10 protein-coding genes are annotated in these 13,654 nt (G+C 69.8%); 1 reads left to right on the forward strand and 9 read right to left on the reverse strand.

From position 1 onward, the window contains the following. The first annotated feature begins 380 nt into the window (after positions 1 to 380). Positions 381 to 1,739: a hypothetical protein gene (locus AC08OX_RS08410; RefSeq protein ID WP_476607292.1), complete on the forward strand. Its 1,359-nt coding sequence runs from the start codon at positions 381 to 383 to the stop codon at positions 1,737 to 1,739. A 315-nt stretch (positions 1,740 to 2,054) separates the two neighbouring features. On the opposite strand, the gene AC08OX_RS08415 is transcribed toward AC08OX_RS08410, so the two are convergent. From AC08OX_RS08415 to AC08OX_RS08455, 9 genes are all read right to left on the reverse strand, one after another. Further along, positions 2,055 to 3,629: a Wzz/FepE/Etk N-terminal domain-containing protein gene (locus AC08OX_RS08415; protein WP_011438310.1), complete on the reverse strand. Its 1,575-nt coding sequence runs from the start codon at positions 3,627 to 3,629 to the stop codon at positions 2,055 to 2,057. Between the two features lie 240 nt (positions 3,630 to 3,869). Then, a complete protein-coding gene (locus AC08OX_RS08420) occupies positions 3,870 to 5,210 on the reverse strand; it encodes a hypothetical protein (RefSeq protein ID WP_476607293.1) in 1,341 nt (446 codons plus the stop codon). 1,159 nt (positions 5,211 to 6,369) lie between these two features. Then, positions 6,370 to 7,704, reverse strand: a complete 1,335-nt coding sequence (locus tag AC08OX_RS08425) for a methyltransferase domain-containing protein (RefSeq protein ID WP_476607294.1) — start codon at positions 7,702 to 7,704, stop codon at positions 6,370 to 6,372. A 772-nt stretch (positions 7,705 to 8,476) separates the two neighbouring features. After that, a complete protein-coding gene (locus tag AC08OX_RS08430; protein ID WP_476607295.1) occupies positions 8,477 to 9,109 on the reverse strand; it encodes a dTDP-4-dehydrorhamnose 3,5-epimerase family protein in 633 nt (210 codons plus the stop codon). Next, complete coding sequence (locus tag AC08OX_RS08435) at positions 9,106 to 10,134, reverse strand: NAD-dependent epimerase/dehydratase family protein (RefSeq protein ID WP_476607296.1); 1,029 nt, start codon at positions 10,132 to 10,134, stop codon at positions 9,106 to 9,108. The genes AC08OX_RS08430 and AC08OX_RS08435 overlap by 4 nt, the downstream gene beginning before the upstream one ends. 164 nt (positions 10,135 to 10,298) lie before the next feature. Further along, positions 10,299 to 11,012: a serine O-acetyltransferase gene (locus AC08OX_RS08440; protein ID WP_476607297.1), complete on the reverse strand. Its 714-nt coding sequence runs from the start codon at positions 11,010 to 11,012 to the stop codon at positions 10,299 to 10,301. After that, the gene (locus tag AC08OX_RS08445; protein ID WP_011438317.1) at positions 11,002 to 11,238 is read right to left on the reverse strand and encodes an acyl carrier protein; all 237 of its coding nucleotides are present in this window, start codon (positions 11,236 to 11,238) and stop codon (positions 11,002 to 11,004) included. The genes AC08OX_RS08440 and AC08OX_RS08445 overlap by 11 nt, the downstream gene beginning before the upstream one ends. After that, positions 11,238 to 13,313: an HAD-IIIC family phosphatase gene (locus AC08OX_RS08450; protein ID WP_476607298.1), complete on the reverse strand. Its 2,076-nt coding sequence runs from the start codon at positions 13,311 to 13,313 to the stop codon at positions 11,238 to 11,240. The genes AC08OX_RS08445 and AC08OX_RS08450 overlap by 1 nt, the downstream gene beginning before the upstream one ends. A 97-nt stretch (positions 13,314 to 13,410) precedes the next feature. Next, positions 13,411 to 13,536: a hypothetical protein gene (locus tag AC08OX_RS08455; RefSeq protein ID WP_476607299.1), complete on the reverse strand. Its 126-nt coding sequence runs from the start codon at positions 13,534 to 13,536 to the stop codon at positions 13,411 to 13,413. Positions 13,537 to 13,654: the final 118 nt, after the last annotated feature.

The raw sequence follows: 13,654 nt of genomic DNA on the forward strand, positions 1-13,654 counted from the left end.
GCGGTGTAGCGTCCGGGTCCCGGGTGGCCGAGGGCATGTGTCCGCCCCGCCCCGCGCCGGAATCCAGATCTGCACGGATACGAACCGACGGCTGTCAAGCCTGACGACCGCTATTATTCATCGCCCGTGCCGGGTTCGAAGAGCCCCCACCAGCTGGCTGCAAGACGTGACGGAGACGCAACCATGCGCTCCGGAAACGGCACGGAGACCACCTTGCTAGACGGCACGAGGGCCCCGGATAGACTGAATCGCCCACGCCGTCCGCCCGTAGCGCCAGCTAGCCGACCAGCCGACGTGCGGATGGGCTTCCATCGCCGGACCCCCGTCGCCGGACGCGGCGCCCGGGAGCCCACTGACCAGGAACGGGGGGACGGGAACCAGTGGTCACCACCACGCTCACGACCAGGATTCCACGGTCGTGGGTGATCCCGACCCAGGAGGCCGGCAGCGGAAAGTCGGTCAACGACGCCACCTTCCGGATGCTGACGATCCTGCTCTTCTGCGAGATCTTTCTGCAACGGATCGCTTTCCCGGTGGGCGGTTCACAGGTCCAGGTAATCCTGCCGATCACCTATGTCTGCGCAGCCTTGATGCTGCGCCGCGGAGGTCTGACGTACAACTCCAGCCGGGTGACCACCTACCTCGTCGCGATGACGGCATGTTCGGCCTCGGCACTCGTCTGCTTCCTCCGTGAGAAGGACGACACGTCCTTCACCTCATTGCTGCTGCTGCTGGCGACGTACGTGCCGTTCGTCCTCGGCCTGCGCGGCGCGGACGCCCGCGCTCTCCTGCCCCGACTGCTGGACCGTTTTCTGATCATGATCACGGTACTCTCCGGTCTCGCGCTGTTCCAGTTCGCCATTCAGCTCGTCGGCGTTCCGTACACCGACGTCGTCAAGGACATCGTGCCGTCGCAGTTCCTGATGCATGGGTTCAACACGTCCTACCCCGTGCAGTACGGCTCGTCGTTGTACAAGTCGAACGCCTTCATCTGCCTCGAGGCGTCATTCTGCTCGCAGTTCCTCGGCTTCGGTATCGTGGTCTGCACACTGCGCAACGGCGGCTGGTGGCGCATGATCATGTTTGTGCTGGCCATCCTGAGCACCGTTTCCGGCACAGGTCTGCTCCTGCTGGCCTGCGCAGGCGTCCTGCTGGCCGTTCACAAGGGCGCCCGATTCGCGCTCACCGCCCTGCTCGGAGTGAGCCTCGTGGCACTGATCATCAGCTTCACCCCGGCGTCGAGCATCTTCGCCGCGCGTGCTACGGAGACATCCTCATCGACCTCCAGCGGCAGCCTGCGCTTCGTCCAGCCGTACCAGCGGACCTGGGACGCGCTCGGCAGCGACCCGATGACGGTGGCGTTCGGCTCGGGGCCCGGGTTCGCCGACCGGGACGCGGCCGCGTTCTTCTACCGCACCGGACTGCCGCTGAACTACGCCCTCCTGCCCAAACTGATCCTCGAGTACGGCGTCGTCGGGACCACCGCGTTCATCGGTCTGGTGGTGGCGATGTTCGTACGCGGCTCGCAGTCGTTCGTACTCTCCGGGTCGGTGTTGATCTTCTATAGCGTGCTGTCCGGAGGCCTGCTGGCCCCGGTTGTCACCGGGCTCGGCCTCCTGCTCGTCACCTGGTTCACGGTTACCCCCGAGGAGACCGTCAGGCTCCAGAGGGATCCGGGAGCGTCGTCACCGCGGATCCCACCGGCTCCCGCACCGGGCCGGTCCTTCGCCTCGATCTGACCCAGCGCGCAGCAGGCGCGCGACCGCACGCACCACAGCGCACGGATGGCGCCATCCGCACATACCGCCATCCCTGCCCGTGCTCCTCTCGCCTCATCTTGGCAGTTCCGGCCATCGCGATGGCCGGAACTGGGACCGGGCGCCGGGACCAGACCCAGGGACCGGAGATACGACAAGAAGCCGCGACAAGAAGCCGGTACAACGAAGGAGCCGGGCGGTCAGATTACGCTGACCGCCCGGCTCGTCATACCGGCGTTGCGACGCCTGGAATCCGGAACCTCGGCGGGGTCCCGGACCCTCGCGGCTACGGGCTCTCTAACGCTTGCCGGGGCGGGCGTAGCGGTCGGTGGCCTCCGAGTCCACGCCGCCGCCCCGCTTGCTCACCGCGGCCGAGTCCCCCACCGGAGAGTTGGAGGTGATGGTGTCGACCGACGAACGACGCTCCGGGGCCGCCGCGACGGCCCGGCGGATGCCGGTCCGGCCGTCGTGCACGACGCCCACGACTCGCTCGGCGAGCGCCGGCCAGTCCCGCGGCACCTGCTCAAGCTCCTTGAGGCTGGTTTCGGTGGAGGTGATGACCACGACGGCGTCGGCCTGGATGGCGGAGGCCGCGGTCATCGGCAGCTCGGCCAGCGCCGAGGTGACGAGGATAACGAGGTCGACGACCGGCGCCCGGTCGGCGAGGATCGGGGCGAGGCCACCGGGCCGGGCGGCCCGGGCCGGCGACACGCGGTTGTAGAGGATGTGCCCCCGCCCGGTGCCGGACGAGCGTGCCAGGCAGGTCGGCTCGTGCGCCCAGCGAGGCAGCTCCCCGGAGGTCGCCCGGGGCAGTCCCTCAAGAACTCCCCGCACCTCGGACGACGGCGAGGTGTCCAGGATCAGGACGACGCCCTGATCATCGGACCAGGCGGCGGCCACGGAGGCGACGAGATCGGCGGTCAGGTCCCCTCGCGACGCCGGGGTGAACGCGATCACCTTGCTTGTCGGGGACATCACCGCGGACATCGCCGAGACCAGGGTCTCGGCCGCGCTGGCGGTGGTCCGTCCCGGCTCCAGGACGGCGATCAGCGGCACGCCCAGGGTGTCGGATGGGTTGTGCGGGTCGAGGATGGTGGGCCGGCGCTGATACATGATCCAAATCGCCGCGATCGAACCGAGCAACCCGACGATCGCAGCGACCAGCGTGTTACGGAACAGGTTCGGCCCGCTCTGGCCTTCGGCGACGGGTGGCTCGGCTAGTTTGATCGACGCGCTCGCCAGCGCGGAGGCGGTACGGGCGGTGGCGATCTGCGTGTTGAGGTTCGCGATCTGCGTGTTGCGGACGGTGTTGTCGACGCTCCCGGCAATACCGGCTCCCTGGCCCGCAGCGGCCTGCTCCGCCACCAGCCCGTCACGCAGTTTGATCATGGCGCTGATATTCGCCTGGCTGTTGGGGCCATAGGTCGTCAAGAGCTTGCTGTAGGCATCCTCGGCCGACTTGACCAGCGCGTCCGCCGCCTGCTGGCTCGGGCCCGTCCCCTTGATGACGAAGAAGTAGCCCTCGTCGGACGGCGAGGTACTGAGCCGGGCGGCGACGTCCAGCTCGGGCAGCTTGAGTTCCTTCGCGATCTCCGCGACGGCCGCCGAGGACTGGGCGAACTGCGCCTGGGTCTGCACGAAGCGGGTCGCGTCGACCGAGTTGGCGCCGAGTGTACCCGAGTCCGTCGAGAGGAAGACCCGGGCACTCGACCGATAGGTCGCCGTCTGCGTCTTGGAGTAGGCGGCCGCCAGAGCCGCGAAGACGACCACGACGATGGCGACAACCAGCAGCCGTGGCTGGAGGATACGAAGCAGGGACGGGGCGGAGGGAGCCCGGCTGGTCTCGTTGCCCGCCTGCACGTTGCGACTCATGACGCACCCGCCACGGACTCAGAACGAGCGGACCGGGCCCGTACCCGGATCGGAGTGCCGGTGAGACGACGCAACGACTCCTCCAGCGGGACATGAAGCGAACTCAATGTGGCCCCCCACAGGAGCATCCGGCCCGTTTGCCGGACCACGGTCTAGATCTGTCTGACGGAACCGATTTGTGAGCATAGCCGATAGCGGATAGTAAACGGTCTATAGCTATGCCTGACGCCGCGCGGATGCTCAGGTGCCCCGCCCACCACGCCGCGATCCGGTTCCGCGACCAGGCCGGCGAGGGCCATGCTCCGGAGCGACATCCATACCCTCGACATCATCCACGGGATCCATTCGATGGTCAGATTCGCCAGCGTTCGACCGTCTCGACCGACGTGCGTCGCTCATCCCGGCCCGGCGCGGGCGCGGCAGCTCTCGTCCTCCCGGCCCCGCCGGGGCGGGGTCAGGCCCGGAGCCGCCCCGCGCCGCCCGCAGCGCGGCCTGCTCCGCGTCGTGCTCCCGAGCGAGTCGACGGAGCAGCACAAACCACACCGGCGCAATGGACCAGAAAGCAATGTTATAGCCGACGACCGCACCCCGCGCCTCCCCGACAAGCAACCCAATGATAGGAAAACCAAACAACATCGGCGCAAAGACCGCATTGACCCGAAATGTGATCTTGGCTTTTCCGAGCGCGTAGACCATGCAGGCCGGTCCGACCGGGACCGACGCGGCCAGATAGTGCAGAATCGACAGCCCCAGGATGTTCCTGACGCCGTCCCACGAGTCGCCCAACAACGCCTGGCCGTAACGTTCCGGAAGGAGGTAGAAGATCAGGCTCCACGCCGTGCCGATAGCGAGGACGAGGGCCGAGAGAGCGTAGGCGGCGCGCTCCCGGGCGTGGCGGGTCATGGAGGTCCGCTTGGAGAACTCCGGCAACGCGAAGCTCACGACCCCCACCCCGACCACCGTGGTCGGGCCGAGCAGCGTGCGCGCACCTTGCAGGGCGCCCACCGTCGCCAGCGAACCCACCGCTCCGATCACCAGCAGCGAGGTCTGCATCGCGCCCTGGACGGTGATGAACTCCGCCGCCAGGTAGGCGGAGTTCGACTTGTTCCTGCGGAGCCATCGAAGGGTCTCGCCGGGCGACGGCCAGAAGCCGGCCTGGGCTATCCCCAGCAGGGCCGCGACGAGAGCCGAGGCCCCCCAGGCGAGCAGCAGCGGCGGGGATGCGGTCACACCGCGGTGGATGAGCAGGAAGATCCCGAAAATCTGGACGACCGCCCAGACGGTGTCGTTGACGAAGGCGCCGAAGGGCTTCCCCATCGCGAAGAAGACATAGCGCCACGCATCCTGCAGCAGCAGGCCGGGCAGCACGAGGCCCATCGCCGACAACGACGACCCGACCGGGCCGCCGAGGAGCAGACCCGGGCCGACGAACGCGATTCCCACGGCCACACCGAAGACGAACGACGAGCCGGTGGTGGCGGTGGCCGCCGCCCGGAAGTCGCTCCGAGTGGCACCCGAGTAGAACATGCTCAGCGGCATGCAGCTTCCGGCGCGGACCAGGCCGATGACGATGGAGAACAACGTGTACGCAATACCGAACGCGCCGTACTCGACGTCGCTGACCTGATGGGCGATCAGGAACGAGACCGCGGCGTTCGTCGCACTGGAGACGGCCTGGTCCGCCAGCGTCCAGATCGCCTTCGACCTGGCTCCGCCACGGCCGCCGGAACCCTCGCGGCCCGGACCCTCGCGGCCCGCGACCCTCGTCGCCGGTCAGATCGTCCACCAGGCCGTCGGCCCCGTTACCGGGCCCCGGCCCGAAGGACGCGGCCGCGGCGGCCCGCTCGCCGCCGCCCGTCGCGGCGGGCCTTCGTCGACCGCGGGACCGCGCGGTGCCCGCCCCGGGAAATCGGCCGCCACGCCCGGCGGGGGGCGGCCGCGGAAAGATCTGTGTGCTCTCCGGATCGGTCTCGTCGGTTCGACGCGCCCGCCGGTCCGAGCGGCGATGCCGGGGAGTCTGCCCCTCGACCCGCCGGAGGAGCTCGGTCTTCTCCGCCCGCAGCCGGCGTTGCAGCGCGCTCAGGTCCATCGTGGCGGTGACGACGTCGGGCGGCTGGATCGCGGGCCCGGACGGCCCGGGCACCGGCCCCGCGGGGCGGACCGGGTCGACTGGCGGTCTTCCCCCGGCCTCGCCCGACGGTTCTCCCGCCTTCCCGGCCGTTGGCACCCGGCTCACGGAGATCTCGCCCGGGGAAGCGGTGGGCCGTTGCTCCGACGGATCGCCGTGGGGCCGCACCGGGCCGGTCCACACGGTGCCCGGGGGCGGGCGGCGGATCAACGGCAGTCCAGAGACCTTGATGGTCTGCTCGCCCGCCCCGGATTCCGGCCGCGGCGCCGGCGCCGGAGCGGGCTGCGGGCGGATCGGCCCCGTGGACACCTCGAAAACCTCACCGGGTCGGCGGCCGCCACGGCGTTCGAACCCTTCGCCGAGACGTTCGGTCCGCTCTCCGGGACGCTGCCCGGTCGCCCGCGCGGGACGCTGGGATCGTGGCACGTACCGGGTCTCGTCAGGGGAACCCTCGGGTGGGGAGTCGTCCTCCCCACCCGTGGCTCTCAGGTCCACGTCGATGTCCGTCATACCCGCTCTCTCGACCAGCCCGACCGGCTCAGCCGGCCCAGCGAGCAGGGTCCGCACAACCACGGACGGAAATAACGACGGCCTGAGACCACGATGGGTTGCCTACAGCACTACGGGCCGGGGAACCGGCACGATGAAGGAGCCACCGCGCGCGGCGTACTCGGTCTGCTGGGCGATGATCTCCTTCTTCACGTTCCACGCCAGCAGCAGCAGATAGTCGGGCTGCCGCTCCAGCAGGACGGCAGGATCGAGGATCGGCAACCGGGCGCCGGGCAGGTACCGGCCCTGCTTGTGGATGTTGCGGTCGACGACGAAATCGAGCAGGTCGGTACCGATGCCGCTGGAGTTCAGCAGGGTCGCTCCCTTGGCCGCCGCGCCGTAGGCGGCGATGGTCCTACCGTCGGCGCGCAGCGAGCGCAGCAACGCCACCAGCTCGTCCTGCACGGCGCGGACGTCGTCGCCGAAGCTGGCGTACCGGTCGAACGTGTCGAGCCCGGCAGCCCGCTCGGCGTCGAGCACCGCCGCCACCGACTCGGCCGGGTCCGCGGTGGCGGTGTGCTGCATGCTCCACCGCAGGGTGCCGCCGTGCAGCTCGGGGAACTCCTGGACGCCGACGAGCGCGAGGCCGTGCCGGCGCATCAGGGCGTCGACCGCGATCGTGGAGAAGTAGCAGAAGTGCTCGTGGTAGACCGTGTCGAACTCGGTGTGGGCCAGCAACGCGCCGACCCCGGGGTTCTCGACGTCGACGAGGCCGCCGTCGGCGAGCAGGATCGAGAAGCCCTCGACGAAGCTGTTGAGGTCCGGGACGTGGGCCATCACGTTGTTCGCTATGATCACATCGGCCTTGCGACCCTCCGCGACGAGCTGGCGGGCGAGCTCCGCGCCGAAGAACTCCTCGCGGGTCGGCACGCCCGCCTCCCGGGCGGCCGCGGCCGGGCCCGGGGTCGGCTCGATCCCGAGGACCGGGATGCCCCGCTCGACGAACGCCTTCAGCAGGTAGCCGTCGTTGCTGGCGACCTCGACCACCAGGCTGTCCGGCCCGAGGTTGCGGCTCGCGATCAGGTCGATCACGTGCTTCTCCGCGTGGCGGACGAGCATGTCGGAGAACGAGGAGAAGTAGGGATAGTCCTCGTCGAAGATCTCGGACGCCGGCAGCTCGTGGGTGAGCTGGACGAGTGCGCAGGCCTCGCAGAAGCCGACCTCAAGCGGGAACGACGGATCGGTCGCGTCGAGGGCGTCGGCGCGCACCAGGCGGTTGGCGATGGGGGTGGACCCCAGGGAGAGGAACAGGCGCGGGGCCGGTCCGCCGCAGGACCGGCAGGCGATTACCGCCGTAGCGATGCCGCCGGGAGCATCCTGCTTCTGGGTCGCCTGCTTCTGGGTCGCGTCGGCCTCGGCGGTGCCACTACCGCGCTGGGCCGGGGTTGCGGATGACATGCGTTCCCCTAGGTGAGGTGTCGACATCGATCTTCACGATCTGGTGGACGGGAATGGCTGTGCCAGTCGGCCGCGAGGCCGAACGAGAGGCCGAACGACATGATGACCGCACATCCGACCAGAAGGATGTGACGGTCCCGCGAACGACATGATCTTCGTGAAGCCGGGACGGGCCCGCCACGCCGCCGGGCGATCGCCGGCGAAGGCAGGAAGGAGAGCGCAGGCCCCGGGCATGCGGGCACCGGTCATCGGCCGGACACCCGCCACCCACCGCCGCAGCGGCGACCGCCGGACGAGCGCTCGTTTCCGTCGGCGAGATGCCACCGCCGGCACCCCTGACGGCAGCCCGATGATTTTCCGGCGAAGATCGGCGGTCATGGGTTCTGCGCACGCCGGGTCATGCTAGCCGGTGGGCACCACCCCCCACGTGACCCACAGTCGCCGAGAGGAAGCCGTGGCACCACCCCCCGACGCCGCCTAGCCGGCCCCGCCAGCCGTCCCGCCCGGCGGGTATCCGCGGCGTTGCAGGCGCTGTCGGCCGTCGGTCGACCGACTGTCGACCGACGGCCTCGTTCAGCCGGTCGGGGGAAAACCCGGTAATCTAACCCTCACGTCCGCGCCTGGTTGTCCAGCTGGCAAGACGTGGGATGCCTTCCAGCACCTGCCCCCGTTCGTGGGCAACACCCCACACCCCGCTCACTTTTCCCTGCCAGCATTGATTTTCACTGGTGGAGCGGGGGCCCGGCGGTCGACCGAACCGGGGACGACGGATTCAGGCCGTCGCGCCAACCCCGCCGGATGCGTGAGCTACATCACGTTGGATGCCGGGAGGGCCGGGTGGCGCGGCGTCGCCGGCCGGGCCTCCGGCCGGACCATCGCCGGCCAGCAGCGGCCAGGCACGGTCCTTGTCGGAGATCACCGAGACGGGCAGCGGCCAGACGATACCCAGCCGCGGGTCGTCGAAGCGCAGCCCACGGTCGTGTCCCGGCGTGAACGGGACGTTCATCTGATAGGTCGCCTCGGTGGACTCGACGAGCGTCTGGTACCCGTGCGCCAGGCCCGCGTCGATGAACAGCGCCCGATGGTTGTCGGCCGAGAGCTTCACCGCCACGTGCCGCAGGTAGGTCGGCGAGTCCGGGCGGGGATCGACGACGACGTCGAGCAGGGCGCCGCGGGTGCAGCGCACCAGCTTGGTCTCCCGCACCGGCTCCCCCGCCCAGTGCATCCCGCGGACGGTGCCCGCGGAGGCGTTGTAGGCCACGCTGCACTGGGCGACGTCGACCGTGAGCCCCGCGGCGGCGAACTCGTCGGCACAGAACGTGCGCGCGAACATGCCGCGGGCATCGGAGAACGGCTCGACATCAACGATCATCACCCCGGCGATCGGCGTCGGCGTAATGATCACGAGTGGGCCCAGAACAGGTCGGCGTCGAGCTGGCTGGTGCGGATCAGGTACTGAAGCTGCTTGAGCCGGGTGTGCCCGCGGCCGGTGAACGTCTCGTTGTCGAGCTGGATACGGGTGAAGACGTCGTGCAGCTGCTGGGCGCCCCTGAGCGCGTTCCAGTCGCAGGAGAAGCCGGGCAGGATGGAGGCGATCTTGTCGAACGACACCCGGTAGCTGCGATTGTCACCGCCGTTGTCACCGAAGCTCAGCGTGCAGCCGGTGAACACCGTGGCGACCGCGTCCGCGATCTCCTTCACCTGGTAGTTCTGCTCGCTGTCGCCGACGTTGAAGATCTGGTTGTGCACGATGTCGCGCGGTGCGGTCAGCGCCAGGCGGATCGCCTTCGCGATATCGAGCCCGTGGACCAGCGGACGCCACGGGGTGCCGTCCGAGGTCATCGCGATCTCGCCGGTAGTCCAGGCCACCCCGGCCAGGTTGTTGAGCACGATGTCGAAACGCTGCCGCGGGGAGGCGCCGTAGGCGGTGGCGTTGCGCAGGAAGGTCGGCGAGAAGGTGTCGTCCGCCAGCGGGGCGACGTCACGCTCCACGTAGACCTTGCACTCGGCGTAGGGGGTCTGCGGGTTCACCGGCGAGGCCTCGGTGACGTCCGCACCGGTCGCGACGCCGTAGACGCTGCAGGAGGACATGTAGACGAACCGTTCGACGCCGGCCTGCTTGGCCAGCTTCGCCAGCCGGACCGAGCCGACGTGGTTCACCTTGTACGTCACGTCCGGGGCGAGCGCGCCGAGCGGGTCGTTGGACAGCTCCGCCAGGTGCACGACGGCGTCGACCCCCGCGAAGTCCTCGACCGTGAGATGGCGAAGGTCCTTGTCAAGGGTCAACGGGGTCCGGTCGACGCCGCGGTACAGCCAGCCGTACTTGTAGTAGCCGGTGTCCACGCCGATGACCTCATGGCCATCACGCAGCAGCTCGGGCGCGAGCAGGCACCCCAGATACCCCTCCGTGCCCGTCACGAGCACCTTCATCCGCGAGTCCTCCCCATCTCGGCAACGGCACAGGTCGGGTCCAATCGGACACCAGTGTTCCGGCCTCAAACCGTACCGAGTCGATCCCACGAGCCGGTCGCCGACATCCCGCAGTGGCGCGTAGGCAGTCTCAGCGCGCCGGCGGGCGCGTCACCCGGACGGTTTCAACGCCCCGGTGGGCGCATCACCCGCGCGGGAGCGGCGAAGACGGTCGAGCCCGCCGGCACGTCCGTCATCACGATCGAGCCCGGACCGATCCTGGCGTCGTCGCCGATGCTGATCGCCCCGATGAGGTGAACCCCGGGGGCGAGCTCGACCCGCTTGCCGACCTTCGGCACGTCCCGCGGGCCCGCCGTACCGCTCGCGTAGCCGATGGTCAGGTTGTGCCGCAGGGTGCAGTCGTCCCCGATCACGCAGTGCGGCGGGATGAGGATCGTCTGGTGATGGCCGATGTGGACCCGGCGGCCGATCCGCGCCTGCTCGTCGAGCTCGGCCCCGTACAGGTTACGGATGATCAATTTGTTGACCACCTTGTAGAAGACGGTCACGATCCCGCGGACGGGCTGGCTGCGGGTGCGCCGCCACTGCCCGATGCGATAGACGGCGAGCACGTGCAGCCCCGGGTGGGCGAACGATTTGTAGTGCCGGCGCCAGTCCTCCCGCAGGATCTCCCACAACCCGAGGTCGGAGGCATCCCGGGTGTCCTGGTCGCCGTCCGTCCCGGCTACCCGGGGGGACGGGGCGGCTGCAGGCTGATCGGCTCGGACGGCGCCGCTCCCTGCGGAGTCGCTCCCTGCGGAGTCGCTCCCTGCGGACCCGCCGGACCCGAGAGGGGCACCGGGGCCGGGGCCGTTGACACGCTCGATCTCAGTGGACACCACTCAGCTCCTCGATGTGCTCACGCAGGTCACCGACGGTGGCGAAACTCGCGAGCCGTTCATCGGCGATCTGGATCGAGAACTCGCGTTCGACCGCGTAGATGAGGTTGATATGCGCGAGCGAGTCCCACCCCGGTACATCGGCGGCGGTCATTCCGTCGCTGATGACGAGGTCGTCGTCACTGAAGATCTCCCGGAAGATCTGTTGTAGTCGCTCCTGCACCATCAGCGAGGCACCTCTTCCATCTTGCGGTCCTGTGGCCGCGGCTGGGGGAACACCTGGGGAGACAGCCCGGCCACGACGCCGGACGGCTCGGCCACGACGACCCGGATGAGCCCAGGCGGCAGGTACGGCGACCGCGCATCACGGCTCCAGTACGTCGTCTCCGCCGCCGGGGTCGTGGCCGGCGCCGGGTCGACCCGCTCGAAACCGAGCCGTTCGTAGAGGCCGGCCACCAGAACGTTCTTCGCCGACGGCCGGTAGTGCCCGGTCACGCGGGCGAGGCCGCGGCGGCGGGCCTCGGCGAGAACAAGCGCAGCCACCTCGTCCTCGAGGGTCCGGCCGATCACCCGGCAGCTCATCAGCCAGGTGTCGATGTCCAGCGCGTCCGCCGACTCCACCGCGATGACCACGGCGACCAGCCCGTGGTCGGCGAACCGGTCGGCGAGCCGGACGCAGAACACCGCCGTGCCGGGATCGGCAGCCAGCCGCTCGATCTCGGCGGCGCCCCGGCGGCGACCGGTCAGGTTGAACTGGTTGGTCTTGCCGACCAACTGGGCGACCCGCGGCAGGGTCATGCCGTCGAGCGGGACCACGGTAGCGGTCATGTCCAGCCCGCGGTGGAAGTCCTCCAGCGAGGTCGCCGCCGCGGCGGCGGCAGCCGTCTCGGCCCGGGCCCGGTACGTGGCGGTGCGCGCGGCGTCCTCGGCCGTGAGGGCGGTGGCCTCGAAGAAGGGATAGTCCGCCAGCGCCCGGACGTAGCCGTGCGGATCGGCGGGCAGCGCCACGACGTCCACCTCGGGAACGAGTTGGCGGACGACCTCGCGCTCGGCCGGGTTGTCGTCAACGAAGACCAGCGCGTCGAGGCCGAGGCCGAGCGCGGCGGCGATCCGGCGGATCTGCGTCGGCTTGTCGTCCCAGCAGGCGCTGAACACCGCGATGTCATCGAGGCCGAGCCGCATCCCCGGATGACGCTCGAACGCCTCCCGGGCGTCGGCGTCGTTGTTCTTGGAACAGACGGCGAGCACGACCCCGCGGGCCTTCAACTCGGCGACGTATGTCTGGAACGCGGCGAACGCCTCCCCGACAGCGTCATCGCCGAGCGCGATGCCGGCCAGGCCCTCCTCCCCGAGCACACCGCCCCACAGAGTGTTGTCGAGGTCGAGGACCAGGCACTTCCGGCTCGTTCCCAGCTGGGCCCCAAGCACCGCGGCGGTGTGCCGGGCCAGCAGCGGCACCTGCGCGAGCGACACCGCCTGCTTGGACCGGTGCCAGTACCGCGCGTCGAACCAGGCACGCTTGCCCACGTCGGCGGCGAGCCGCTCGCAGTCGACGAAGGCGACCCCGTCGCCCCGCTCGCCGGACACCCGACCGAGTTCGGCGTTGACCCGCGCGAGCATCGTCGGCCGGGAGCCGGGAACCCGCAACGCCAGATGGCCGAGCGCGACCTCGCCGGGGATGGCGAAGGTGTGCTGGACGATCCGGGCCCCGCATCGATTTATGATCGTGTCCCACAGCGACGTCCAACGCTCGACCTCGGTGGCCACCGCGGCGGCCGGGTCGTCGGCGACCGCCGGCAGGGCGGTCTCCCCGGCGTGCACCGCGAGCACGACGATGTCGGGCCGGAACCGGTAGAGCTCACTCGCGGGGTCCAGGACCTCCTGGCGGTACTGCCCGTAGCCGCATTCGTAGACCTCGACGGCGACCCCGGCTCGCGCCGCGGCCAGCGGCAACAGCGCGGCGAACTGCGACGTCGTGTAACTGCCGAGCACGGCCACCCGCGCGGACCTCGGCAGCGGCGCGACCCGCGGCAGGACGCGGCGCAGCACGCCGGCAGCGGCCGACCAGGCACCGAGGTCGCTGCCGGCGTCGGTGAGCGCCAGGGCCCACCGCACGGCCCCGGCGTCGTCGCCGACCCGCTCGTGCGCGACGGCGAGATCACGGCACAGCGCCGCGGTCGGGATCTCACTCGTGGCGGCACGCGCGGTCAACTCGGCGATCCGCGGATGTTCCGGCGGTGACGCGACGCCCTCGCCGACGTCCGTGCCGACGTCCCTTCTGTCGGTCCTTCTGTCGGTCATTGCTGCGGCCCCTCTCGGTGCGACTCTTCGCGGCGCCCATACGCGGTTCCTCGGCACTCTACCGTCACGTAAGTGTTGGTAGGCGACGGAGCGACCATCAGGCCAGGGCGGCAACCAGGGACGCGAGGAGCGTGCCGCGGTCCGGTGGAGGTTGCGCGTCGACCGGGACCTGGACCGGGCCCGGGGAGGCGGTCACCCGGCAGAGCCACGCCCCACCGGACATCGGTCGTCTCCTGCGCCGTCGAAGGCACTGAAGCCGGGAAAACCACCTCGGGCCATCCGGACGAGCTATCTGCTTTGTAACAGTGGTCTGCATAGACCATGCAATGTGGAAAACTTCC

The sequence above is a fragment of the Frankia sp. CoBUL1 genome (genome assembly GCF_978021245.1).